This window comes from Corynebacterium sp. MSK032 (assembly GCF_030232065.1).
GTDB lineage: Bacteria > Actinomycetota > Actinomycetes > Mycobacteriales > Mycobacteriaceae > Corynebacterium > Corynebacterium jeikeium_D.
Genome location: NZ_JASPJR010000003.1, coordinates 198434 through 222939, shown reverse-complemented (window position 1 = coordinate 222939; position 24506 = coordinate 198434). Strand labels below are relative to the sequence as shown.

The following is a 24506-nucleotide window of genomic DNA, read 5'->3' as shown; positions in this document are numbered from 1 at the left end:
TATTTCGTTCGGCGGGTTTGCTTCACTACTTCTCCTGGTCGAAAGTGGTGATGCATTCACCGCCTGAACCTACCGGCTCGAAAGTGTCATAAACTCATACAGTTTCACATTTGCAGCCCCACGTTATTTCTGGGTTGTCAGTTTTGTAGCCCAAATCCAGTCCCGACCAACCCCAGTCCCCGGCCGCCCGACCGAATGCAGGCCGACGCTTAGAAGCGCGGGTGGCTGCCGCGCAAAACAGCCCCGTCCTCGCCCTCCTCGCTCTTGCGGACAGTACCCAGCTCCCAAGCGTTGATGTGGCGGGCAGTCAGCAGAGCCAGTGCACGATCGCGATCCTCTGCAGAAACAATCGCAACCATGCCAACACCCATGTTGAAGGTCTTCTCCATCTCCTCGCGGGAGACGTTGCCGAGCTCAGCAATGGTCTTGAAGATCGGGCCCGGGGTCCATGTTGCGCGGCTCATGTCAGCGGTCAGGCCTTCCGGCATGATGCGGACCATGTTGCCAGCCAATCCACCACCGGTGACGTGGCAGAAAGTGCGAACCTCTGCCTCGTTCATGAGAGCCAGGCAGTCCTTCGCATAGATCTTGGTTGGCTCCAGCAGCTCCTCACCGAGGGTACGTCCGAAGTCTTCGACGTATCCGTCGAGCTCCAGACCGGCCTTCTCCAGGAGAACGTAGCGAGCCAGCGAGTAGCCATTGGAGTGAAGTCCAGAGGACTCCATGGCGATAATGACATCGCCCTCACGCACGCGGTCCGGGCCGAGAAGCTTGTCCTCTTCCACGACACCGACGCCGGTAGCGGAGACATCGTACTCGCCTGGTTCCATCACACCCGGGTGCTCTGCAGTCTCGCCGCCCAGGAGAGCGCAACCCGCCTGGACACAACCCTCGGCGATGCCGGAAACGATCTCGGCGACGTGCTCCGGCACGACCTTGCCAATTGCAATGTAGTCCTGCAGGAACAGCGGCTCGGCACCGCACACGACCAGATCATCGACGACCATGGCGACCAGGTCCAGGCCAATGGTGTCGTGCTTGCCGACGGCCTGCGCCACGGCCAACTTGGTCCCCACACCATCGGAGGATGCGGCCAGCAGCGGCTTTTCGTAGTTGCCCAGTGCAAACAGGCCGGCAAAACCACCGAGCCCGCCACGGACCTCTGGGCGAGTGGCCTTCTTGGCAATCGGGGCGAATAGTTCAACAGCGCGGTCGCCGGCTTCGATGTCGACACCGGCTGCAGCGTAGGAAGCACCAGAAACGTTCTCGGTCATTAGAGGCTCTCGCTTTAAACTTTCTCCCCCGGGCGGCGTTACTGCCGTATCCGGGAGTATTGGCGGACCAGGAACAAAGCAACGGCTGCACTCCACGGCACCGCTTGCGCTTCGTTCTCGGTTCAGTTCTCGTAGTTCATTCTAAGGAGGTTTCGAGGCTAATTGCTCGTTGCGGCTTTGGCAGCCTGGGCTGCCTGCATCCTCTCCACAGCTGCCGCATTCGGATTGCCCTCCGGCAGCCCCAGTGGGTATTTGCCATCGAAGCAGGCACAGCACACTTCGCTCTTTGCCTGTTCGGAAGCGGCGACCATGCCATCGATGGAGACAAATCCCAGGCTGTCGGCGCCAATCGCGGTTGCGATACCGGCGACGATGTCATTCTCATCTACGCCGTTGGCCAACAGCTCGCCCGGAGAGGCAAAGTCAATGCCGTAGAAGCACGGCCATTTCACCGGCGGCGCGGCGATGCGCACGTGCACTTCCTTCGCACCTGCCTCACGCAGCATGCGAATCAGGGCACGCTGGGTATTGCCGCGGACGATGGAGTCATCGACCACTACCAAGCGCTTACCGGCAATAACTTCCTTCAGCGGGTTCAGCTTCAGTCGGATGCCCAGCTGACGAATCGTCTGCGAAGGCTGAATGAAGGTACGGCCCACGTAACCGTTTTTGGTCAGCCCCTGACCAAACGGAATGCCCGATTCCTGGGCATAGCCAACCGCCGCCGGGGTTCCGGATTCCGGCACCGGCATCACCAGGTCACCGTCAGCCGGGAACTCACGCGCCAACTGGCGACCTAGCTCAAGGCGCACGGCATTGACAGAGCGACCACGGATGTTGGAGTCCGGGCGCGCCAGGTAGACGTACTCGAAAATGCATCCTGCGTGGGTAGTTTCGGCGAAACGCTGCGAACGGACACCAGAGGCATCAATGGCCACCATCTCGCCCGGCTCGATCTCGCGGACGAATGATGCACCGACGATATCCAGCGCACAGGTCTCAGACGCAACTACCCAGCCACCGGACAGGCGGCCCAAGCACAACGGACGCACACCGTGTGGGTCACGCGCAGCGTACAGCGTTTCGCCATCGGTGAAAGTAAGGCAGAAGGCCCCCTTCAGGCGCGGCAGGAGCGTCAGCGCAGCCGCTTCCACGTTGGTGCTACAGCCGTGGTCTTCTGGGTGATCAACCTTGCCGGTTTCGTCGGCAAGCAGTGCGGTCATAATTGCGGAGTCGCTAGGCAGCTCTCCCTGATCGCGCATCAGCCCCTTATCCACCGCCTCGTGGAACAAAGTGAGGTGGTTGGTCAGGTTGCCGTTATGCCCCAGGGCGATATCCGTACCGTCGGAAGCCATCTGGAACATCGGCTGCGCATTCTCCCATGCAGGAGCGCCAGCGGTGGTGTAGCGCGTGTGTCCCACGGCTACGTGCCCCTTCAGAGCATCGAGCGTCTGCTCATCAAAAACCTGGGAAACAAGCCCGAGATCCTTGAATACGAGAATTTGGTCGCCGTCGCCGACTGCGATACCGGCGGCTTCCTGGCCGCGATGTTGCAGGGCAAACAAGCCATAGTAGGTGAGTTTGGACACGTCTTCGCGAGGTGCCCAAACGCCAAAGACGCCACATTCTTCGCGCGGGGATGTCTCCCCCAGATCGTCGTAAGGCGAAATCGGCAAAAGTTTGGTCTTTGGTGCACCTGAAATGTTGGTATCGGCCACGACATTCACACTAATAGCCCCACCCGCCCGGGCACCAATTCAGCATCCCCCCAACGGGTTTTAAGAAATGCGCGCCACCGGCAGATGATTCCCGATTTCCGTCGCGCGCGTGCCCGACATATCGATGTGCGCCTGCACCTGCTCTAACGTGATCATTCCGCACGCGAGTCCCAGCCAAATCTCCGGCGACATCTCCACGACATTGGGCGGCGTACCGCGTGTGTGCCTGGGCCCGTCAATGCACTGGACCGCGACGAAGGGCGGCACGCGCACCTCGACGCTATGCCCCGGCGCCTCTTGGGCTAGCATCCGAACGGACAGACGCACCGCTTTGGCTAGGCTCGCACGGCTTAACGACGGCCCCTGCGCCCCATCTGCTCCGGTGAAGGAGTCAGCCTCTTGGTCAGATAGCAATTCGCGGCCGAGAAGACGTTGCGCCGCCCAGGGTGCGGCGGTGGAAAGAGCGCTGCGAACGTCGAAAGGCGAGATTTTGGATACCATAACCTCATCCTAGAGTTATGCTTTCATATATGGATACGCAGTCAACTGAAAAAGCTGAACAGGTGCATGCTCCAGCGTCACCATCTCTTGTACTCCGTTTTATGGCGTCGCCGACCGATGTCATTATGGCCGGAACCAATTCCGTCCACGGCGGCCGTGTGTTGCAGTGGATTGACAAGGCCGCTTACGCCTGTGCGACCGGCTGGTCGGGACGCTACTGCGTGACTGCGTACTTCGGTCACATTCACTTCACTCGCCCGATTCCCAGCGGCCACATTGTTGAGGTGCGCTCCAAGATTGCGCATACCGGTCGCAGTTCTATGCACATCGTCAACGAGGTGCTCTCAGCTGATCCGCGCGAGGGCAAGTTCACCCGCGCAGCTGACTGCCTGGTGATCTTCGTGGCCATGGATGAAAATGGTAAGTCGACACCGGTTCCGAAGTGGGTGCCGCAAACGGAGGAAGAAGAGCGTGTTGAAAAGGCCGCTCTTTCCCGTTTTGAGCTCCGCCGCGACATCGAGGCCAGCATGCGCGCGCAGACCTATTCCGCGGACTCTTCCGCACCCGAGCTGACCACACGTTTCCTGGCAAAGCCGACCGATGTTAACTGGGGCGGAAACGTCCACGGCGGTACCGCCATGGAGTGGATTGATGAGGCTGCGACGGCAGTTACCACCAACTGGGCGGGACGCCAGACTATTTCCGTGTACGCAGGTGGTATTCGCTTCTACAACCCAATCCACATTGGCGACCTAGTTGAGGTGCGCGCACGCATCCTGCGCACCGGCACGACCTCGATGCACCTGTCGGTGCAGGTCTACTGCTGTGAGCCCCGCAAGGGTGTCGGCGGGCTGCGCAAGGCTCTGCACTCGACCATGACTTATGTCGCAATTGACGACGATTTCAACCCACAGCCGGTACCGCACTTCCAGCCGACGACGGATGAGGACAAGCGCCTGCACGCTCACGATCTGTCGCTGAAGGCGCTGCGTGACAAGTACAGCCCGCTACCGCTGATTGAGCGCGAACAGGATTAAGCCGCCTGGCCGCCCGGCTTCCTGTTTTTCCACCAGATGGATAGGAACATCCAGCCAATCAGCGCGAAGGTGATGTAGGTGACGTACCGGTCAATCGTCTGCAGGGAGCCCTGGATACTTGGGCCAAACTTCAGGCCCAAGTACAGGTAGAAGCACTTGAGCATTGCGGCACAGAGGAAGAGGTACACACCTACTACCCAGCCGCGCACCTTCGCAATACCTCCGATGGCCACGACGATCGTGGCCGGAATCGGCGAGAATGGCACAAACGATGCCAGCACACTCAGCCCGATGCGTTCATAGATGAAGTTCTCCATCTTCTTAAACCATCGCGGTGGATGGCCGCCGAAACTCATCGTGATGAATTCCGGCCCCCACTTCTTGCCCATCCAGTAGAAGAACGGCATGAACTTGATTGTCGACAGCGCCGCAATCACCACAACAGCGAAGAGGAAGAGCGGCCTATCCTCGTTTTCCGACGCGAGAATCAGCACCGAGAGATTCGAGCCCGTCAGCCACGTATGCAAAAAGGTGTACTTGAGCAGCAAAACCGCGCGGAACGGGATAATTGCAAAGCCGTACACGGCAACCAGCATCAGCGATGCATAGAGAAGCTTGTCTATTTTGTCCGGCTCACGCAGGAAGCTCGGCAGATCCTCACGAGGGTCGTGCTCGGCCTCGTTACGCATGTCGGATGAAGTCATGAACCACAGTTTAACTGCACGCCCCCTTCCGCAGCAGGAGCCGCAGACTATGCCATTACGTACGGCTCAGACGCACTCGCCAAGGACGACCGCAGCGCCGCCTACTATCCTGGGAAGATATGACCACCGATTCACCCGCGCCTGTGCCCGCACAGCAGCCTCACGCACCACGGTCTGAGTCTTCCTCACCATCGCTTGACGACGGCCAGGAGAACGCATCCTCACCGAGCATGCTGCAACGTGTTCGCGCCGCTATCCCGCCTGTGTCCATCCTGGTACTGACGGCGGTATTCCTCTTCGCCGGGTGGTTCACGCTCTTCGGTCCTATCAATGTTCTGGCTTGGCGTGGTGGCACGTTCCCCCGCACCGAGGCAGACCGCCCCTACTATCAGCAGGCTCTGAAGGATGTTGCGCGCTATCAGTACGAGGAGCAGCCCTCCCCCGATGTCTACTTCGGTCTGGCTTGCGGAGCTACCGAAGACGACATCCGCAGCGTGATTCCCAAGGTTGGCGACCACCCGGATTCTAACGCTGACTCAACCGCTGATGAAGATGCCGTTGCTGCCGCTGCTGCCACCAGGCCGGGTTCTGCGAGTACGGCTGCAAACCAGACCTCGAACCGAGATCCAAACCTCGACGCATTCGGTAACACGGTCGACTGCTCCGGTTCCTGGACTGCGCCATTCTTGTCATTCCTGCTCGCATCCGCGGGTGTTCCGGTCTTTGATACGCCCCAGAATTCGGCGGCCAATAGTGCCACCGACAACAACCACACAGAGCAGTACAACACTGCGCAGAACAGAACACCGCAGAACAGCACTGCCACAACCGAGAACCCATGGCTGGTTACGGATGTCGAACAGCTCATCGATGCCTACAAGGCACATGATGCTTTTGTCACCGACAAGGACTTCTCTCCTCAGGTGGGTGACATCATTTTCTACCGCTACCCCGCAGGCCTTGGGGTACACGCCAACATGGTTGTCGCGGTTCAGGGTGACTGGGTCACCATCGGTGGCGATGAGCTTGGCAAGGTCGGTCTAGCTAGCATGACCCTGCGCAACCGAGGTGGCATCGTGGGCTACGGCGCCACGGGCTACTTCGAACACGCACCACTGGAGGCCACTAAATAGTCAGCTCGCCGCTGGAAGCCGCTAAATAGGCAGATTTTCCTCGATGAGGTTGCGCAGCGAGTCGTCGTCAGGCGAAACCTTAGAGCGAAAACGGCCGATGACCTCGCCTTCGGGCGAGACGACAAACTTTTCGAAGTTCCACTTCACGTCCCCAGCCTCGCCGTCGGCGTCAGGGGTTTCCTTCAGCAGCTTGTACAGTGGGTGAGCGCCAGCGCCGTTGACCTCCGTCTTTTGGAAGAGCGGGAAGGTAACGCCGAATTCGCGCTGGCAGAACTGCTTGATTTCCTCGGCACTGCCGGGCTCTTGCCCGCCGAACTGGTTGCAGGGGAAGCCGAGGACGAAGAAGCCTCGGGGTGCGAGTTCGTCGAAAAGTCCTTGCAGATCGTCGTACTGATCCGTGAAACCGCACTCCGAGGCGGTGTTGACGATAAGCAGAACGTGGCCTGCCCAGTCGCTCATCGTTGCTTCGTTGCCGTCGATGGTGGTCACTGGGATGTCGAAGAGATTGCTCATAAACCCCACACTAGGGCAGTCCCACGATAGCCGTCAGAGGTGACGACTAGCCGACCTGCTCCATGCCTTCAAAGAACTCGCGGCCCAGCGGCACCGAAGAGTGGTTGACCGGCTGCGCACCCCCATCGACCGCCTGGTCAATGATGCCGACAACATCCTGGCGCAGCTTGTGCTCCCGCAGTTTCGAAGCGTTAACGGAGATACGCACCGCGCGGCCCTTCTCCAGCGAGCGCTGCACTGAGGAGCGCACCGCGCGGCGCCACCAACCGGCGCCGCCGAAGCCCTCGCCGATAGCCAGCACGCGAGTTGGATCAACAGCACCAGTGGTCAGGTCGCGGACCCCATTTCGGTCCGCTGCAACACGGAAGCCCAGCTCCGGCAGCACGTTCATGGTCTCGGGCGACATGGTCCACTTCGGCGGTGCAAAGACATCCGTCTCAAAACCCATCGCACGCATCTGGCGCGTTGCGGCAGTCAGGCGCAAGCGCGCTTCATGTTCGCTTAACGACGCAAATTCGGCGCCTCGGCCTCGAACCGACTGATCGAACCCCGCGAGAACAATCTCGATGCCGTCATCGCTACGACGGCGGAGCCAATCCAGCACCGCCGGAGCTTCCCGCAACGACCAGTTCTTACCCGCATGCGGCGCTACCAGCAGAGACGGCGTAATACCGCGCTGTTCCATCGCTGCCACGAAACGAGCGACATCGAGCAATGTGCCATCGCGCAAACCCGACACCGACACCAAAAGCGGCGAACCGACCACACCACCGTCAACAGTTACGAGCTCTTTGCCCGCTGGACGAACGACCTGGTCGGTCCTCCGAATCTGTTCTTGCACCCCACTGCCTGCCATGGATTCAACAAAAACAGGCGTATGTAAATTTTTGGTAACGGAGAGGACAAAGCTTGGAGAATACTCAGAGGCCTTTCAAGTAAGAGTTCAGATTATCCCCCCAGTGCACAACCTCATCGAGTGCCAGTCCCTTGCGCCAACCGAACTTCTCCAAGTCACGCTCCGCGGCCAGATGCGTTACCGGACCAATGCATAGCCAGGCCACCGGCCGCACGGGCGCCTCGACACCGACAAAGTTGGCCAGGAAATCCTCATGGTAGAAACTGACCCAACCGACGCCGAGCCCCTCTGCCGTAGCAGCCAGCCACAGATTCTGAATAGCCAACGCGACTGACATTAGCCCGGTGTCATCGACGGTGTCGCGGCCGAGAATGTTCTTGCCGCCACGGGTCGGGTCATAGGTGACGACGATGCCCGTTCCCGAGTCTACAATTCCTTCAATCTGAATCGGATTGAAGGTCTCACGCCGCTCGCCTTCGAGCTTGGCCGCGAATTCAGCGCGACGTCCGGCTACGTGGTCGGCAAACTGCTGCAGGCGGTCCGGATTCTGAATGATATGAAAGTCCCACGGTTGGGACAGCCCCACCGACGGGGCTGCATGGGCCGCCGCCAATACGCGCATCAATCGCTCCCTGTCCGCCACTTCTCCGGCGAATTCGCGGCGTACATCCCGCCGCCGAAAAAGGGTGTGGTAGACGGCCAACTGTTCGTCGGAAAGCGAATCGGTGGCAAAACCCTGCGCGGACAGCAGCGTGCGCATATCCATGCCGTTACTCCACCGCACCAGCAGTGTGGACAATCCAGGCGTACTCGAAGGCAGTCTGACGCCAGCGTTCGTAACGACCGGAAACACCACCATGACCAGCGGACATCTCGGTCTTGAGCAGGAACTGCCCCGGCTCGCCGCCGATAACCTCGCGCAGCTTGGCAATCCACTTTGCCGGCTCCACGTAGAGCACGCGGGTGTCGTTCAAACTAGTAATCGCGAGAATCTTCGGGTACTTCGCATCGGCCGAGATGTTCTCGTACGGCGCGTAGGAGGCCATGTAGTCGTAGACCTCCGGGTCGTGGTACGGATCGCCCCACTCATCCCACTCCACCACGGTCAGCGGCAGCTCTGGCATGAGCATGGACGTCAGGCAGTCGACAAACGGGACCACGGCCTGAATGCCCGCGAACCTATCGCCAGCAATGTTTGCGACCACGCCCATCAGCATGCCACCCGCCGAACCGCCGAGTGCTACCAGCTGCTCGCGCGTGGTCCAACCGGAATCCAGCAGGTAGTCAGCGACGGCGACGAAGTCAGTGAACGTGTTCTTCTTCGTGGTTGCGCGGCCGTTCTCCCACCAGCCACGACCCATCTCGCCACCACCGCGGACGTGTGCAATGACAAAGATCATCCCGCGATCCAGCAGCGAGAGCCGCGCGATGGAAAAGCCCGGATCCATCGACGATTCATAGGAGCCGTAGCCGTAGAGGAGCGTCGGATTCGGCGCATCCAAATCCAAATCCGCCCGGTGAATAATCGACACCGGAATCTGGGCACCATCGCTGGCACTCACCCATTCACGCTTGGCGACGTAATCACCGCGATTAAACTCCCCCCGAATCTTCTGCTCCTTGAGCAGCACCCGCTTGTCCGAGGCAATATCAATCTGCCAGAGCTGCGACGGCGTGGTGAAGGAGCCGTAGGCGTAGCGCAACACCGGGGTGTCCCATTCAGCGTTGCCGGTAGTGCCTGCGGAGTAGAGCTCTTCGTCGAATTCGAGCTCAACGAAGTTCACAGCGGACGCTGGCACTGGGTCGGCAGCATCGCCCGTTTCAGCGGAGCCAGCACCATCCTCGTCCTGCGCCAATACCGCCAGCGCCACACGCCCAATACCGCCGCGACGGTACCCAAACGCGATGTGCCCAGCGAAGCAGTCAACGCCCTCGACACGGACGTCATCGCGGTGCGGGACCAGCTCAGTGAGATCCGAAATACTGTCGAAAGACCCCACCGGCACCATGGCCAGTGCGAAGTTCGAGCCAGTCATATTGTGTGTAATCAGCCACATATCCTGGCCGCTAATGACGGCATGGTCGATGTCGTATTCAACACCGGACTCGCGCGGGCGCACGCAGGTGAACTCACTGGTCGGGTCACTGGCGTCCAGGTACCAGACCTCAGAGGTAATCTTCGAGGAGCTCTCAATAATCAGGTACTTTTCGCTGCGTACCGTACCGACTCCGACCCAGTAAGCCTCATCGGGCTCATGGAAGACACAGACGTCATCCTCGGTGGAGGTGCCCACGCGGTGACGCCACACGGAATCCGGCCGCCAGGCTTCGTCGACCTTCTGGTAGAAGATCCACTCGGAGCCGACCCAGGTAGCACCTGCGGCGATGCCCGCAATTTCGTCGTCAAGCAGTTCGCCCGTACGCAAATCCTTTACGCGCAGCGTGTAGCGCTCGTCGCCTGTGACGTCGGTGGAATAGGCCAGCAGATTGCCGTCCGCGGAGACGCTCGCTGCGCCGAGGGCGAAGAAATCATGGCCTTCGGCCAGCTCGTTGGCATCCAGGATGACCTGTTCTCCTGGTGCCGGGGCATCGTCGGCGATGGTCGGCGGAGTCCACGCGGCAAGACCGTCACCGGCCTCCGCACGCACGCGACAGCTCATCCCGTAGGACTTACCCTCCTGCGTGCGCGAGTAGTACCACCAGCCATTAAGGCGAGTTGGGACCGACATATCGGTCTCCTGCACGCGCGACTTGATCTCCTTAAAAATCGCGTCCGCGGTGCCGTCAAGATCGGAGGTAAAAGCCTCCGTATAGGCATTTTCAGCCTCTAGGTAGTCGATAACCTCGGAGTTTTCCTTATCGCGGAGCCACTCGAAGTTATCGGTGAAGTCCCTTCCGTGGAAGGACCGAGTCACCGGCTTCCGTTGTGCACGGGGTGCGGGCAAATCCTTTTTTGCAGGCTTGCCGACGGATGCCGAGTCCAAGGTCACTTCGCTCACGCAGGTTCTCCAATCCAGTCCGAGAAGCGGCGGCCCGACAGTCGTTCGTAGGCCTCGACGTACCGCTCGCGAGTTGCTTCCACAACACTACCCGGCAGCGCTGGCGGCGGAGTGCCCTCGTCCTTCTTCCAGCCGGACTTGGAGCAGGTCAGCCAGTTTCGGACGTACTGCTTGTCAAAGCTCGGGTTAACCGAACCCTCCTGGTAAGAGTCGGCTGGCCAGTAGCGGGAGGAGTCCGGGGTGAGAACCTCGTCGGCCAGCACCAGATTGCCGTCGGAGTCGAGACCGAACTCGAACTTGGTGTCGGCCAGGATGATGCCGCGCTCAGCAGCCAGTTCAGCAGCCTGGGTGTAGATACGCAGGGTGGCATCGCGCAGCTCTTCGGCGCGCTTCTGCCCCAGGGACTCCACAACGGCGTCGAAGGAGACATTCTCGTCGTGCTCGCCCAGTTCGGCCTTGGTGGCCGGGGTGAAAATCGGTTCCGGCAACTTGGAGCCCTCGACGAGGCCCTCTGGCAACTCAATGCCACAGACAGTGCCGTTTTCCTTGTACTCGACCAGGCCAGAGCCTGTCAGGTAGCCACGTGCGACGCACTCGAATGGCAGCATGTCCAGCTTCTTGCACACCAGCGCACGACCTAGGCACTCCTCCGGAATGCGCTCATCGTCAGCCGGGCCAGCCATGTGGTTCGGGAAGTCAATCTCATCGAAGAAGAACACGCTCATCGCGGTGAGCACTCGACCCTTGTCAGGAATCGGGGTCTCCAGAATGTGGTCGAAGGCAGAAATACGGTCACTGACCACAAGCAGCAGAGTCTCAGGGTCAATCTCGTAGATTTCCCGGACCTTGCCCGCGGAAAGATGGTTATACGAGGAAAGTTCAGGTCGCATGGCGATAAAGTCTAAACCCCTATACGCCTTTGCACTCTATTGATACCTCCGGCCGCCACCCCAACTAGTGGGGATTGACGCAATTACCGTCGTCAAGCGGGAAAACTTTTGAGATTCCGGAGTGCTGCCCATCGAATTTTTCACAGGTGGACGACGGTGTTTGCCCCTCACCTCCCCCGCTCGGTAGATGACTGGACAAAAATATTTCTAAAAACGTGACAGAAAACACCGATACCAGTATTGTCTAAATTTAGTAATTCACGTCACACTTCAAGGATTTTGAAGGGAACAATCACATGGCAGCTCAGGCCAACAATAACTCTCTGCGCCGCGCAGTCGTCGTCGGTGGTAACCGCATTCCGTTCGCTCGTTCTAACAAGGAATACGCTAACGAGTCGAACCAGGACATGCTGACCGCTGCAATCGACGGTCTCGTCGCTCGCTTCGGTATCGGCGGCGAGCGCCTCGGCGCAGTCTCCGCCGGCGCTGTACTGAAGCACTCCCGTGACTTTAACCTCACCCGTGAGTGTGTCCTCGGCTCCGCACTGGCGCCGGACACCCCGGCTTTCGACATTCAGATGGCATGTGCCACCGGCATGGAAGCCCTCAACTCTGTCTCCAACATGATCAAGCTGGGCCAGATTGACTCCGCCATCGCCGGCGGCGTGGACACCACCTCCGACGCTCCGATTGCTGTCAACGACCGTCTGCGCAAGATCCTGCTGGAGGCCAGCCGCCAGAAGTCCACTCTGGACATGGCAAAGGTCTTCCTGAAGGCTCGTCCGTCCGACCTGGCTCCAGACACTCCGTCGACCGGCGAGCCACGCACTGGCCTGTCCATGGGTGAGCACCAGGCAATCACCACCGCCAAGTGGGGCGTTACCCGCGCCGAGCAGGACGAGCTCGCCGCCGCTTCCCACCAGAACATGGCAAACGCTTACGACGAGGGCTTCTTCACTGACCTCGTCACCCCGTACAAGGGCGTTTCCCGCGACACCAACATGCGCCCGGACTCCACCCCGGAGAAGCTGGCCAAGCTCAAGCCAGTCTTCGGCCGCGGCCTGGAAGCAGAGCCGACCATGACCGCCGGTAACTCCACTCCGCTTACCGACGGCGCCTCCGCCGTCCTCGTCTCCACCCCGGAGTGGGCCGCTGAGCGCGGTCTGCCGGTGCTTGCCGACGTCGTCGATTCCGAGGCGGCCGCAGTTGACTTCGTCCACGGCGACGAGGGCCTGCTGATGGCTCCGGCTTACGCCACCCCGCGCCTGCTGGCCCGCAACGGCTGGACCTTCGACGACTTCGACTTCTTCGAGATCCACGAGGCCTTCGCCGGCACTGTCCTGTCCACCATGAAGGCATGGGAGGACGAGGAGTTCTGCCGCACCAAGCTCGGACTGGAAGGCCCGCTGGGCTCCATCCCGCGCGAGAAGCTCAACGTCAAGGGCTCTTCTCTGGCAGCCGGCCACCCATTCGCCGCTACCGGCGGCCGCATTGTGGCAGCCCTCGCCAAGATGCTGCGCCAGAAGGCAGACGAGACCGGCAAGACCACTCGCGGCCTGATCTCCGTTTGTGCTGCGGGCGGCCAGGGTGTTGTCGCAGTTCTCGAGGCTCGCGTCTAAAAGCGCACCACCGATAAAGACACTTTTACTTTCAAGGAGAATTTTCCATGACCGATAAGTACCAGGAACTCGTCAACGGTGGTCCGCTCACTGGACTGGCTAAGGCCGCTGGCCTGCCGCAGCCACCGTTCCTGCGCCGCCACAAGCCGGGCGGTCCGCTGCTGAACAACGACAAGGTGCTCGTCACCGGCGAGGGTGCAGATGCAGACGCAGTTGCAGCTCAGCTGGCTGAGTGGGGTCTGCAGGTCCGTCGTGGCAACGCCGCTGACGACAAGATTGGTGCCATTGTCCTCGTCGCCACTGAGGCCAAGCGTCCGGCAGAGCTGCAGGGCCCAGTGCTCGCTGCTGCAAAGCACATGCGCAAGCTGGACAAGGGTGGTCGCATCGTCACCGTCTCCCGCGCCAAGGATGCTCACCACAACGCAACCCCGGCCGAGATCGCTGAGAACGCTGTCGCCGGTGGTATCGAGGGCCTGATTCGCTCCCTCGGCCACGAGGTTCGTGGCGGCTCCACCGCCAACGGCATCCTCGTTGCTCCGGGGGTCTCGGTCACCGCGCCATCCGTGATTTCCTCCCTGCACTTCTTCCTCTCCGGCCGCTCGGCCTTCATCGACGGCCAGTTCCTCCGCGTCACCTCCGACGCGGGCGAGATCCCGTCCGACTGGGATAAGCCGCTGGCTGGCAAGGTTGCCGCTGTCACCGGTTCCGCCCGTGGTATCGGTGCCGCTATCGCTCGCCAGCTCAAGGCTGACGGCGCAGAGGTCATCGTCATCGACGTTCCACAGGCGGGCGAGGCTCTGTCCAAGGTTGCCAACGAGCTCGGTGGCCTGGCTCTGCAGCAGGACATCACTGCCGACGACGCCGGCAACGCCATTGCCGATGCCGCTGTGGCCCGCTACGGTCGCCTGGACATCGTCATCCACAACGCAGGCATCACCCGCGACAAGATGTTCGCCAACATGGACGACGCCAAGTGGGGCTCGGTCATCGCCGTCAACATCGAGTCTCAGCTGAAGATGAACGAGCAGCTGCTGAACCACAAGGCCTTCGAGAAGGCTCCGCGTATTGCCACCATGGCTTCCACCTCCGGTATCGCAGGTAACCGCGGCCAGACCAACTACGCCACCTCCAAGGCCGGCGTTATCGCAATGGTCGAGGCTTACGCTGAGGAGTTTGCTAAGCGCGGCGGCAACATCAACGCTGTTGCTCCGGGCTTCATCGAGACCGACATGACCGCTGCTATTCCGTTCGTCAACCGCCAGGTTGCTCGACGCGTGAACTCGCTGCAGCAGGGTGGCCAGCCGGGCGATGTCGCCCAGGCAATCGCCTTCCTGGTCTCCGACCGCGCTCTCGGCGTCAATGGTCACGTCCTGCGCGTCTGCGGTCAGAACATCGTCGGCGCCTAAGCGAAGTCGCGGCTTCCGCATAGGCTCCCGATAAGGAGGAAAGAGGAAAACTTATGGCTAAGACCCTGGATGCCATTCCCAATCTGGTTCCGCTCTACGCCAAGGCAGCTGCTGGTTCGGCGAAGAAACGCCCGAACTCCACCGAAATCAAGGTCGATGAACTAGTGGTCAAGGGCGTCACTGTCGATGCCGACCGTGACCAGGACTTCCGCGACGTCGTTGGCGCCCCGAAGTCTGAACAGGCTTTCTTCGGCCACATCCACGCCCTAATCATGCCCATCCAGATGGAGCTAATGGCTGCGGATGATTTCCCGCTGCCGATGATGGGCCTGGTCCACACCGAGAACACCTACCGCGAAATCTCGCCTGTCACACTCGGTGGCAAAGTTGATATCGCGGTGAAGGTTGCCGCATTCCGCGCTCACCGCTCGGGCACTGAGGTTGTTCTGGAGTCAACTGTTACATCGTCCACATCCGGCGCCACCTTGGTCGAGGAGCAGTCGGTGTATCTGGCCAAGGGCGTTCGCCTGAAGGATGCCGAGGGCTTCGAAGAGGTCCAGGCACAGCGTGAGGCCATCAAGTCCGGCGCCGAGACCATCAAACGCGAGCAGTTCAAGGTTCCCTTCCCCACCGCTCAGTGGAAGCTGGCTGGCAACACCGGCCGCAAGTGGGCCAAGGTTTCCGGTGACTGGAACCCGATTCACATCACCTCTGTCTCCGCGAAGGCTCTGGGCATGCCAGCAGCGATTGCACACGGCATGTACACCGCCTCCCGCGCGCTGGCTGAGGCACAGGTTCTGCCGGGTCAGTCGTACGAGTTCCAGATTTCCTTCGGTGCGCCGGTCGTTCTGCCGACCACCATCAATGTCGCACTCACCCACACCGGTGACGGTGCAGGTGCTGCTCACAACCTGACTGAGGGCAGCTCCAACATCGGCCGCGCAGTCAACATTGTCGCGTGGGATCGCAAGAAGAAGCGTCCGCACTTCACCGGAAGTGTTCGTCCGCTGAAGTAGTTGATGCGAAAGCGCTGTAGAAAACGCCGCGCTTTGGAAAACCAGTCTCCTCATCGACTGGGCCTTTCCAAAGCGCGGCGGTTTTGTTTCCCTGTTGTGCTTTTGCCCGGGGCACGACTGGAGCCCCCTCCGAGAGACACCACCTCCTCCCTCTCCCCCCGGCCGGCAACCCCGCCACTTTCCCGCCTTGAAGATCAGCTGCTGGGTTTTTCCGCCGTTAATGAAGAGTCGCGGCTTTACTTCGCAATTGCGTGACTAAGCACTTTTCAACCGCATGTAGGCAACGCCTTGTTGACACCCCATTCACTCCTCTATTTTATGTTCAATCCATTGAACATAGGAGGTAATCGAGTGTCTTCATCATCGAAGACGCCGCTGACTTTCACGGAACTCCCACCGGAGGAGTCACCCCGAATCGTGTACTTCTCCAGTGCTTCTGAAAACACTCACCGGTTCGTCCAAAAGCTGGCTCAACCAGCAGCACGCATCCCGTTACATCCGCGAAAAGACGGAATGATTCGCGTTTGCAGCCCATTTGTCCTGATCACACCGACTTATGGTGGCGGATGTCGGCGCCGCGCGGTACCTAAGCAAGTCATCGCTTTTCTCAACGACGAAACCAACAGGAGTTTCATCCGCGGTGTCATCACCTCGGGCAACACAAATTTCGGCACCGACTTTTGCATAGCCGGAGCCATCATTTCTGCAAAATGCCAGGTTCCGGAGCTATACCACTATGAGCTACTGGGGACAGACCACGATGTGGAGAACGTCAAAGAGGGCCTGGAAAAATTCTGGAGGAGCGCTACTTCTTGAACATCTACAGCTATTCAACTACGCCACCGTCTTTTCGAAAGGACCCAGCTGCCCGCCTTCGGCCAATCAACTGGAACCGAGTGCAAGATGACAAAGATCTCGAAGTGTGGAATCGCCTAACAGCAAATTTTTGGCTGCCCGAAAAAGTTCCGCTGTCCAATGACCTTGCAGACTGGCGACGTCTCACCGATCTAGAACGCGAGCTGACCATGAAGGTCTTCACCGGACTGACCATGCTCGACACAGTCCAGGCGTCTGTCGGGGAGATTTCCCAAATTCAAGATGCCCGCACCGAACATGAAGAGGCCGTCTACACGAATATCGCTTTCATGCAAGCAGTGCATGCAAAGTCTTATTCTTCAGTATTTTCTACGCTATCCAATACCCCTGACATCGACGCTGCCTACCAATGGGCAGTCGCCAATGACATCCTGCAGGCTCGGTCAAAAGCTGTGCTCAAACACTATTACGGCGACGTTCCACTCAAGCGAAAGGCGGCAGCAACGCTTCTTTCGTCCTTCTCGCTCTACGCCGGCTTCTACCTCCCGCTGCACTTCGCATCACGTGGCATCCTGACCAATACCGCCGACATGGTGCGCCTGATTCTGCGTGACAAAGCTGTTCACGGCTATTACTCCGGCTACAAATTCCAGCGAGGCGTAGAAACCTACGACACCGCCACGCAAACGCAGATGAAGGCTTTCGTCTTCGAACTTCTCGATGATCTATACCAGCTCGAACTGAGGTACTCCGAAGCCCTATACCAACCACTCGGGCTCTACGACGACGTTGCCAACTTCATTCGATACAACGCCAACAAAGCGCTCATGAACTTGGGATACCCGCAGCGGTTTAACCATGAAGAGACCGCCTTCAAGCCCGAAATTCTCGCCGCCCTCACCCCGGGGTCAGATGAAAACCACGACTTTTTCTCCGGTTCCGGCTCCGCATATGTCATCGGAAAAGCCGAAGACACCGCAGATGAAGACTGGGATTTCTAAATCCACGTCTTTCCCCATACATCCTAAGAAAGGAACATTCGCATGACTGCACAGATTTCTATCCTGGTAGGAAGCTTGCGTCGAGCCTCCTATGCACGAAAGATTGCACTCAAGGCAGCCACGTACTTCCCCGATGACTTCAAAGTCGACATCGTCGAGATTCGTGACCTCCCTCTCTACAACTTCGACTACGACGACCCCGCAGTGTCCGATATTGCGACTCCCGCGGAATACACCAGTTTCCGGGAAACCATTAAAGCCAGCGATGGCATCCTATTTGTCACCCCAGAAAACAACCGCACAATTCCTGCAGCTCTGAAGAATGCCGTTGACATCGGATCTAAGCCCAACGGTGATGTGGCATGGAAGAACCTGCCCGCGGGAATTATCAGCCACTCCGTCGGCCGTATGGGCGGTTATAGCTCTCAGAAGAACTTGCGACTCGCGCTGTCGTACTTCGACATGCCGATGCTCGGTCAGCCAGAGGTCTTCCTGGGACAATCGCCAACACTCATTGACGAACAAGGAGAATTCACGTCGTCAAGCACTGAGGACTTTGTTCGCGACTACATCAACAGATTTGCAGACCTAGTTCGCGAGCAGAGCCCACGCCACTAACTGAAATCCCCTAATCAGCGCGCCGTTACTGGGGATATCGCCGTATGAAGATTCTTCACTGACTAGGATCAAACGCTGCGTTCTCTGCGCGGTTAGGCGCTCGTCGTTAGGCTCATTTTCATGACTGTTTCTATCTCGGCCGTGATCGCGCTTAACGACGACCCCCGCGCCGCTGCGCGGTTTTACGCCGAAGGTTTTCACTCCAACATCAAGCCCAACTCCACCACGCTCACCATCGGCGGGATGGACTTTGAACTCATTGAGAACGGGAACCGCCGATTAACCCCCGCTGTGTCTTTTATGGTGCGATTTGCCCCTGGTCAGGAAAACCAGCTGCGCAGACTGTGGGAGCATCTGATGGCGGGTGATGAAACCATCAGCGGTGGTGCTACGCTCATGCCCCTGACCAGCTACGATTTCTCGCCGCTCTTTGGCTGGTTGGTCGACGGCAATGGGGTCAACTGGCAACTGATGATTGATTCCTTAACCAGCGGGGCTGCAAGCACGGACGCTGCCGCAAAGACAGCGAATCCCGCCGTTATTCCCTACTTCATGTGGACAGGCGACGAACCACAGGCTGCCGCCGCCACCGAGGTATACAACCGGCTTTTCGGGTCAGGGAATTTCATGACGCTCGACTCGCCGGGCATGCACAATTTCACCTTCGGCGACGGTGTGGCGATGCGCCTCTCCAGCGATTCGGCCGAAGAGGTCGAAAGCGCCTGCCAAGCGCTTGGCCTAACAGGCGCTGAGGTTGCCGAGGGCACGGAAGCCGTCGTCAAGCCTGACCGATTCGGCGTGTACTGGACGCTCTAGCGTTACTTACGGGTCAACGCGATTGCCGCGCCGACGACGGCTAACAGAACTGCACCAATAGAGAACCACATCATGTTGGAAGAGCCGTCATCCTCGTTTTCTTCGGTGCCCTTCGGATTCTGCTGGCTACTAGTCGGGGCCTCGCTACTTGGCGACTTGTGCGCGACCTGTTCAAAAGCTGGGCCCGGAATCTTCTCGCCGACCAACTCCGTGGTCAGCTGGTAAGTCACCGGGACGTTTTGAACACCCGCGACATCGTGGGATTGACCGGCACCCCAGCTGTTGTTGAAGAAGACAACGATGTACTGGTCGCCATCCAACCAGGCTCTTTCAGCCTCGTAATCGCCCGACTTTTCACTATCTTCGCCGATCCGATTGCGATAGTTAATCCGGGCCGAGTTACCAAATGTAGTCTCTTCACCGATCTGGTGTTCATTGGCCGGACGGTTTTCCTCGCTGCCGGCGAGCTGGCGTGCCGAGTTCAGCGTCTTGATATCCAGGCCGGAGATCTGTGCAAGCTTGTCCGCTTCTGGGGCGTCAATGAGTTTGACGGCGCCGCGGAGCTGCTGCCCATACTCGGACTTGATCTTGTACACGTGCGTCTCACCAGGAACAATGTCGGCCGTGACGCTGCTGATGTTGTCGGCAGTAAGTTCCGTGGCGTCATCGAACCACGAACCTGGGGTGACCTTCTTAGCCTGATCTGCTTCCGGTGTCGCGGGCGGAGGGTTCAAGCTCTCCTTGTCGGACGGGAACGCCTCCGGCACATCAATCAGGTTTTCGTTGGCGAAACGCTTGATGGTTACTTCTGCAGGAATGTCCTGGCCCTCGAAGGAGCCGCCTTTCCGAGCCACGGAGAACACCATATTGCCCGGCTTACAGTCCCCCTCCGCTCCTCCGGGCTGCTTGGTTGTTATCGATGCGAAAAAGGGGCCATTGGAGTCGATGATGCCATTGCCGAAATCATTGGCCAGGAAGCAGCTGCTGTCGTCCAAATGCATAGTGAGCGCGAAGTTGCGGACATCTAGGTCCATCAACGTCGCGCCTGACGACGCTCCCGGCACGGTAGCCGCACTAATTGCAAGCCGCTCTCCCTCAGCGACCGGGACAGAGAAGTACTCAGCACTGTCGCCTTCCTGATTACTGATGCTGCGCTCCGACTCAGGAGTCTTTTCCCGCAGCTTGGTCGAGAACGTTTCCACGTCGGCAGGCACCTGGGTAGCGCTCGTAGGAGCGTCGCCGCCCTGTATCTCTTGCGTGCTGGACTGCGCGGTGCGTGCGGTGCGGGTCGCCAGCGTCTTCATGGACTCAGCCAGCGAATCGGAGTCCTGGGCGTCTAGGTACTCGCCGCCTGTGGCCTCAGCAATGCACTCCAGTTCAGCACGTGCGCCCGCATCAACGAGGAAACCAACTGTGTTGATGACCAGATCAATGCCCTGCTGCTTGAGTTCTTTGGCTACCTCGCACACCGGTGGCGGAGCACAGGTGTCCTCACCATCGGAGACCAACACAATCGAACGTTGCCCTTCTTTCGGCAACTCATCGGCAGCCTGACGCAGCGCAGGCCCCATCGGGGTGTGGCCGGAGGCTTGGATCTTTCCTACTTCAGCAGGAATCTTCGCCGAGTTGCCAGCCTGCACGGGCAGCAGCGTGGTGATGTCCTGACAGCCAGCTTCCCGCTCCTCCGGCGAATTGCCGACTTCCGTGCCGTAGACCATGAACCCAATTTCGGAGTCCTCTGACACAGATTCTGCGAACTTACTCGTGGCAGTCTTCGCTGCCTCCATTCGGGTTTGGCCGCCCGCGTCGTCGGCAAGCATTGACCCTGAAGCATCCAGGATCACCATGGTTGGCGAGATAGTACTCGCGGCCTCTTGCGCCTGTGCACGCCCTGTTGTGATTCCCGCAAAAGAGCCTACGAGCACCAGCAGCATGGAGATGGTGAGCACGACCGCTGAGAGTTGTCTTCTTCTGATCATGTGGTCGGTTCCTTTTCTTCAAGCGTAAATCTTCAAGCGTAAAAAGAACGTTACATGACAAAAGTATGTCTGATTCTCAAGATAATGACTGGGCAGACCCCAAAAAATACGGACGCCAAATATGATTACGGGCTGCAAATGTGAAACTGTATGAGTTTATGACACTTTCAGGCAATTTTTCAGGCCATTTTTGTCATAAACGCAGTCAGTAACTTGCGTTGGCCCGCCGCCGCTGACATAAACGCAGTCAGTAACTCGCATTGGGATAAGTAGCAAAAGATGCCCACCGGTCGACCCCACCGAGCGGGCGCACTTTTCGCCTATTAACCAGCTCCCCTAGCGGGACTCCAACCACGCCACAATGTCGGAGTAGACCTCTTCCTTATTCAACTCGTTGAGAATCTCATGGCGACCATCCGGATAGACCTTAAAGCGCACGTCCTTCTTGCCCGCGTTCAGGTATTTGCCCACGACCTCAGTCACACAGGCAGCGCCACCCGCCGGATCAACGGCACCGGAAACCACGAAAAGCGGCAGCTCATCAGGCGCTTTCTCATAGGCTTCAGGCGAGTTCGCGTAGTGCGTGCCGACGAGAAGGTCGCGGAAAAAGGCATTGGTGGGAACGAAACCACACTTGTCGTCCGCAATATAAGCATCGACAATCTTGTGGTCGCGGGTGAGCCAATCAAACTTAGTGCGGCGCTCAAAGCCCTTGTTGTAATCAGCAAAGGTGAGAGTGTTGAGCAGCTTGCCCGGCGCGGTAGGACGAATCTTAGCCAGCAGGTTTGCCACCTTCATTCCCGCGTCGCCCTTAGCCCCTGGCCACGACACGGTGCCCATGATAATGACGCCGGTAAGCCCCTCTCCGTACTTGGCGATGTAGTTACGAGTCAGAAGCGACCCCATGGAGTGGCCGAGAATATAGTGCTTGCTGCCTGGGAATTCAGCATCAACGTACTGGCGCACCGCGTGGAGGTCTTCGAGAATCAAGTTCCAGCCACCGTAGTCAGCGAAGTAGCCCGGGATGCCAGCATCCGTCTTGGTCATACCGTGGCCGCGATGGTCGTGCGCGACGACGGCATAGCCCTGGGATACGAGGTACTCGGCGAACTTGGCGTAGCGGTTGGCGTACTCGACCATGCCGTGGACAATCTGCACCACTCCCTTAGGAGTAATGGGCGCGCCCTTGTCATTTTCTGGAACCCAGCGCAACACATTCAATGTGGCACCTGGGCGAGAAAGCGAAGTCCTAACAGCCGATGTCACGTCGGGCACCTTTCGCGTAGAGGTTTCGATACTTACCGCTCATCGTACCGAGGAAGTTGGCTGCTCACTGGCGCTTTCGCCAACAAACAAAGAAAAACTCTGCCCCCCAAAGTGACAGAGTTTTTCAAGGGACCTTGCGTCTTTACGTTTTTGCGTTTACGCGTTTCGCGCGTGACGCTCGCGAAGCTACAGAATCTCGCCCGGCTTGTAGGTCGCGGCCTCTGGGTACTTGTCCACGACAGCCTGCACACGTGCAACTACGCGGTCAACCTGGGATTCCGCGGCACCGATGAACGCATGGCGGTTCGCCAGAGCGTCGGCAAGCCCTGCGGCATCCAGCGGGAAACGCTCATCTGCAGCGAGACGTTCAGTGAGATTCTGCTCAGCGCCCTTTTCGCGCATATCCAGTGCGGTGGCGACGGCGTGCTCCTTGATGATCTCGTGGGCTTCCTCGCGGCCCATACCAGCGCGAACGGCTGCCATGAGGATCTTGGTGGAAGCCAGGAACGGCAGGTAGCGCTCCAGCTCACGGTCGATCATGGCCGGGAATGCACCGAACTCGGACAGGACGGTGAGGAAGGTTTCGAACATGCCGTCCATGGCGAAGAAGGCATCCGGCAGTGCAACGCGGCGAACCACGGAGCAGGAAACGTCGCCTTCGTTCCACTGAGTACCGGCGTACTCGGAGAGCATGGTCATGTAACCACGCAGAATGACCTGGAAACCGTGGACGCGCTCACAGGAGCGGGCGTTCATCTTGTGCGGCATGGCGGAAGAACCGACCTGGCCTTCCTTGAAGCCCTCGGTGACGGTCTCATTACCGGCCATCAGGCGGATGGTGGTGGCCAGCGACGCCGGGCCTGCGCCCAGCTCGACCAGTGCGGACAGAGCGTCGAAGTCGAGGGTGCGCGGGTAGACCTGACCAACGGAGTCAAAGACGCGGTCGAAGCCGAGGCCTTCAGCGATTTCGTTTTCGAGGGAGGCCAGTGCGGACTCATCACCGTCAAGCAGATCCAGCATGTCCTGGGCGGTACCCATCGGGCCCTTGATGCCACGCAGTGGGTAGCGGGAAATCAGGTCTTCTACGCGCTCGATGCCCAGCAGCATCTCGTCCGCAGCAGAGGCGAAGCGCTTACCCAGGGTTGTTGCCTGTGCGGCGACGTTGTGGGAGCGACCTGCCATCACCAGCGACTGGTACTCGGAGGCCTTTTCCGCAGTGCGGGCGGCAACGGCAACGGCCTTGTCGCGCACGACCTTCAGCGACTGCAGAACCTGCAGCTGCTCAACGTTTTCGGTCAGGTCACGCGAGGTCATACCCTTGTGAATGTGCTCGGTGCCAGCCAGGTCGCAGAACTCTTCAATGCGAGCCTTCACATCGTGGCGAGTAATACGCTCACGGGCGGCAATGGAGTCGAGGTCAACCTGGTCGATGACCTTCTCATACGCCTCGATAGTGCCCTCCGGCACCTCAATTCCGCGAGCGACCTGAGCCTTCAGAACGGCAATCCAGAGCTTGCGCTCGAGGATGATCTTGTACTCAGGGCTCCACAACTCAGCCAGAGTCGCAGAGGCGTATCGGTTAGCAAGGACGTTTGCGATCTTCTTTTTCTCAGCCACGCCCTCAAGTATTCCATGACCACTGCATCCGCGGTTATCTAGGCCATGGATGACCACGCATTTCTTCCACGCCCTCGTTGAATTTGCGCATCAATCGCACGAACTCCGCGAGCTCCGAGTCTTCCCAGCCATGCGTAATGTCATCGACGGTATTCTTACGCGCCTCAATCTCCCGGTGCAGCAGCTCTAGCCCCTTGTCGGTCGCGCTATGCACCTTCGCGCTTGACGACGGCGCGGACCTCTTCGCGATATACCCCTGCCGCATGGCGGCGGCCAGCTGGCGATGCACTGTAGAAATGTCCAGCCCTAGTGCATCGGAGAGCTCGGCGACCGTCATATCCGGCTGTGCTTCCAGCCTAGCCAGCAGTGCTGCGGCGGAGCGATCCAACAGGATGTCCTTACGATGTGGTCGGTAGCCGCTGGAGCTCACCCGGGATAGCAGCATGTTCTCGTAAACGAGCGCGGCCAGGTCGTCGTTTCGCACGGTGGCAGTCAATCCTCTTGTCGCCTTTATGTCGGCCCTTTAATGGGCCTGCGGGATGTATCTGTTTGCTGAACAGCCCCTATTCTAGCGCGCCACGGATGCGGTTAAGGCCGAAAAAGCACATTTGCATCATACAAACCAATTGTTATAATTCGAGCCCTAACTGCATTTTTGCATGATACAAATGCCGGAAAGCAGTTTCGCCAAAGCACTAATTCCACGATCGTTTTCAAACGAGAAAAG

At 59.1% G+C, this 24506-nt stretch carries 22 protein-coding genes; 9 read left to right on the top strand and 13 right to left on the bottom strand.

Translation table 11 applies throughout. The annotated features are described in order from the left end of the window. Positions 1-209 precede the first annotated feature (209 nt). The 3 genes from purM to QP995_RS03225 all read right to left on the bottom strand — a co-directional run bounded on the left by purM (position 210) and on the right by QP995_RS03225 (position 3493). The gene (gene purM / locus QP995_RS03235) at positions 210-1274 is read right to left on the bottom strand and encodes a phosphoribosylformylglycinamidine cyclo-ligase (protein WP_070856379.1); all 1065 of its coding nucleotides are present in this window, start codon (positions 1272-1274) and stop codon (positions 210-212) included. Positions 1275-1432: 158 nt separating this feature from the next. Beyond that, positions 1433-3001: an amidophosphoribosyltransferase gene (purF, locus tag QP995_RS03230; RefSeq protein ID WP_502869789.1), complete on the bottom strand. Its 1569-nt coding sequence runs from the start codon at positions 2999-3001 to the stop codon at positions 1433-1435. Positions 3002-3052: 51 nt separating this feature from the next. After that, positions 3053-3493, bottom strand: coding sequence for a sterol carrier family protein (locus tag QP995_RS03225; protein WP_284852900.1), 441 nt, complete (start codon positions 3491-3493; stop codon positions 3053-3055). Between the two features lie 29 nt (positions 3494-3522). Between QP995_RS03225 and QP995_RS03220 the strand changes: the two genes are divergently transcribed. Beyond that, positions 3523-4530: an acyl-CoA thioesterase gene (locus QP995_RS03220; RefSeq protein WP_038626488.1), complete on the top strand. Its 1008-nt coding sequence runs from the start codon at positions 3523-3525 to the stop codon at positions 4528-4530. Here QP995_RS03220 and QP995_RS03215 read toward each other — a convergent pair. Beyond that, positions 4527-5234: a hypothetical protein gene (locus QP995_RS03215; protein WP_115598528.1), complete on the bottom strand. Its 708-nt coding sequence runs from the start codon at positions 5232-5234 to the stop codon at positions 4527-4529. The two genes, QP995_RS03220 and QP995_RS03215, sit on opposite strands and share 4 nt — an antisense overlap. Positions 5235-5353: 119 nt before the next feature. Here QP995_RS03215 and QP995_RS03210 point away from each other — a divergent pair, with 119 nt between their 5' ends. Continuing rightward, complete coding sequence (locus QP995_RS03210; protein WP_284852899.1) at positions 5354-6367, top strand: hypothetical protein; 1014 nt, start codon at positions 5354-5356, stop codon at positions 6365-6367. Positions 6368-6388: 21 nt separating this feature from the next. Here the strand turns inward: QP995_RS03210 and QP995_RS03205 are convergent, their stop codons facing one another. The 5 genes from QP995_RS03205 to QP995_RS03185 form a co-directional block, all read right to left on the bottom strand. Then, on the bottom strand, positions 6389-6880 hold the full coding sequence (locus QP995_RS03205) for a glutathione peroxidase (RefSeq protein WP_284852898.1): 492 nt from the start codon (positions 6878-6880) through the stop codon (positions 6389-6391). A 46-nt stretch (positions 6881-6926) separates the two neighbouring features. Beyond that, complete coding sequence (locus QP995_RS03200; protein ID WP_284852897.1) at positions 6927-7736, bottom strand: polysaccharide deacetylase family protein; 810 nt, start codon at positions 7734-7736, stop codon at positions 6927-6929. A 64-nt stretch (positions 7737-7800) separates the two neighbouring features. Beyond that, positions 7801-8502 carry a 5,6-dimethylbenzimidazole synthase gene (gene bluB / locus QP995_RS03195; RefSeq protein ID WP_284852896.1) on the bottom strand — a complete coding sequence of 234 codons (702 nt, stop codon included), beginning with the start codon at positions 8500-8502 and terminating at the stop codon, positions 7801-7803. A gap of 4 nt (positions 8503-8506) precedes the next feature. Beyond that, on the bottom strand, positions 8507-10726 hold the full coding sequence (locus QP995_RS03190) for a S9 family peptidase (RefSeq protein ID WP_502869791.1): 2220 nt from the start codon (positions 10724-10726) through the stop codon (positions 8507-8509). A gap of 5 nt (positions 10727-10731) precedes the next feature. Further along, entirely contained in the window at positions 10732-11625 is an 894-nt protein-coding gene (locus QP995_RS03185; RefSeq protein ID WP_016421399.1) for a phosphoribosylaminoimidazolesuccinocarboxamide synthase, read from the bottom strand. A 296-nt stretch (positions 11626-11921) separates the two neighbouring features. On the opposite strand from QP995_RS03185, the gene QP995_RS03180 reads away from it, so the two are divergent. The 7 genes from QP995_RS03180 to QP995_RS03150 all read left to right on the top strand — a co-directional run bounded on the left by QP995_RS03180 (position 11922) and on the right by QP995_RS03150 (position 18917). Then, positions 11922-13244 carry an acetyl-CoA C-acetyltransferase gene (locus QP995_RS03180; RefSeq protein WP_016421400.1) on the top strand — a complete coding sequence of 441 codons (1323 nt, stop codon included), beginning with the start codon at positions 11922-11924 and terminating at the stop codon, positions 13242-13244. 47 nt (positions 13245-13291) lie between these two features. Further along, on the top strand, positions 13292-14650 hold the full coding sequence (locus QP995_RS03175) for a 3-oxoacyl-ACP reductase (protein WP_049173074.1): 1359 nt from the start codon (positions 13292-13294) through the stop codon (positions 14648-14650). A gap of 53 nt (positions 14651-14703) precedes the next feature. Beyond that, the gene (locus QP995_RS03170; RefSeq protein WP_016421402.1) at positions 14704-15666 is read left to right on the top strand and encodes a MaoC/PaaZ C-terminal domain-containing protein; all 963 of its coding nucleotides are present in this window, start codon (positions 14704-14706) and stop codon (positions 15664-15666) included. Positions 15667-16017: 351 nt separating this feature from the next. Beyond that, the gene (gene nrdI / locus QP995_RS03165; protein ID WP_080971522.1) at positions 16018-16482 is read left to right on the top strand and encodes a class Ib ribonucleoside-diphosphate reductase assembly flavoprotein NrdI; all 465 of its coding nucleotides are present in this window, start codon (positions 16018-16020) and stop codon (positions 16480-16482) included. Beyond that, positions 16479-17483, top strand: a complete 1005-nt coding sequence (gene nrdF, locus QP995_RS03160) for a class 1b ribonucleoside-diphosphate reductase subunit beta (RefSeq protein ID WP_080971523.1) — start codon at positions 16479-16481, stop codon at positions 17481-17483. The genes nrdI and nrdF overlap by 4 nt, the downstream gene beginning before the upstream one ends. A 42-nt stretch (positions 17484-17525) precedes the next feature. Further along, on the top strand, positions 17526-18101 hold the full coding sequence (locus QP995_RS03155; protein WP_016421405.1) for an NADPH-dependent FMN reductase: 576 nt from the start codon (positions 17526-17528) through the stop codon (positions 18099-18101). 120 nt (positions 18102-18221) lie between these two features. Further along, positions 18222-18917 carry a VOC family protein gene (locus QP995_RS03150; protein WP_049173075.1) on the top strand — a complete coding sequence of 232 codons (696 nt, stop codon included), beginning with the start codon at positions 18222-18224 and terminating at the stop codon, positions 18915-18917. 2 nt (positions 18918-18919) lie between these two features. On the opposite strand, the gene QP995_RS03145 is transcribed toward QP995_RS03150, so the two are convergent. From QP995_RS03145 to QP995_RS03130, 4 genes are all read right to left on the bottom strand, one after another. Continuing rightward, on the bottom strand, positions 18920-20896 hold the full coding sequence (locus QP995_RS03145; RefSeq protein ID WP_284852895.1) for a vWA domain-containing protein: 1977 nt from the start codon (positions 20894-20896) through the stop codon (positions 18920-18922). Positions 20897-21232: 336 nt separating this feature from the next. Next, positions 21233-22162 carry an alpha/beta fold hydrolase gene (locus tag QP995_RS03140; RefSeq protein ID WP_069359130.1) on the bottom strand — a complete coding sequence of 310 codons (930 nt, stop codon included), beginning with the start codon at positions 22160-22162 and terminating at the stop codon, positions 21233-21235. Between the two features lie 186 nt (positions 22163-22348). Then, positions 22349-23779 carry an adenylosuccinate lyase gene (gene purB, locus QP995_RS03135; RefSeq protein ID WP_284852894.1) on the bottom strand — a complete coding sequence of 477 codons (1431 nt, stop codon included), beginning with the start codon at positions 23777-23779 and terminating at the stop codon, positions 22349-22351. 34 nt (positions 23780-23813) lie between these two features. Continuing rightward, positions 23814-24263: a MarR family winged helix-turn-helix transcriptional regulator gene (locus QP995_RS03130; RefSeq protein WP_049172172.1), complete on the bottom strand. Its 450-nt coding sequence runs from the start codon at positions 24261-24263 to the stop codon at positions 23814-23816. Positions 24264-24506: the final 243 nt, after the last annotated feature.

Bases quoted from the DNA above. Each gene is read 5' to 3' on its own strand.
- QP995_RS03155 (WP_016421405.1), top strand. From the start codon at position 17,526: ATGACTGCACAGATTTCTATCCTGGTAGGAAGCTTGCGTCGAGCCTCC.
- QP995_RS03200 (WP_284852897.1), bottom strand. From the start codon at position 7,736: ATGGCAGGCAGTGGGGTGCAAGAACAGATTCGGAGGACCGACCAGGTC.
- purM (WP_070856379.1), bottom strand. From the start codon at position 1,274: ATGACCGAGAACGTTTCTGGTGCTTCCTACGCTGCAGCCGGTGTCGAC.
- QP995_RS03185 (WP_016421399.1), bottom strand. From the start codon at position 11,625: ATGCGACCTGAACTTTCCTCGTATAACCATCTTTCCGCGGGCAAGGTC.
- QP995_RS03150 (WP_049173075.1), top strand. From the start codon at position 18,222: ATGACTGTTTCTATCTCGGCCGTGATCGCGCTTAACGACGACCCCCGC.
- QP995_RS03210 (WP_284852899.1), top strand. From the start codon at position 5,354: ATGACCACCGATTCACCCGCGCCTGTGCCCGCACAGCAGCCTCACGCA.
- QP995_RS03145 (WP_284852895.1), bottom strand. From the start codon at position 20,896: ATGATCAGAAGAAGACAACTCTCAGCGGTCGTGCTCACCATCTCCATG.
- QP995_RS03205 (WP_284852898.1), bottom strand. From the start codon at position 6,880: ATGAGCAATCTCTTCGACATCCCAGTGACCACCATCGACGGCAACGAA.
- QP995_RS03170 (WP_016421402.1), top strand. From the start codon at position 14,704: ATGGCTAAGACCCTGGATGCCATTCCCAATCTGGTTCCGCTCTACGCC.
- QP995_RS03175 (WP_049173074.1), top strand. From the start codon at position 13,292: ATGACCGATAAGTACCAGGAACTCGTCAACGGTGGTCCGCTCACTGGA.
- QP995_RS03225 (WP_284852900.1), bottom strand. From the start codon at position 3,493: ATGGTATCCAAAATCTCGCCTTTCGACGTTCGCAGCGCTCTTTCCACC.
- QP995_RS03220 (WP_038626488.1), top strand. From the start codon at position 3,523: ATGGATACGCAGTCAACTGAAAAAGCTGAACAGGTGCATGCTCCAGCG.
- QP995_RS03180 (WP_016421400.1), top strand. From the start codon at position 11,922: ATGGCAGCTCAGGCCAACAATAACTCTCTGCGCCGCGCAGTCGTCGTC.
- bluB (WP_284852896.1), bottom strand. From the start codon at position 8,502: ATGGATATGCGCACGCTGCTGTCCGCGCAGGGTTTTGCCACCGATTCG.
- QP995_RS03215 (WP_115598528.1), bottom strand. From the start codon at position 5,234: ATGACTTCATCCGACATGCGTAACGAGGCCGAGCACGACCCTCGTGAG.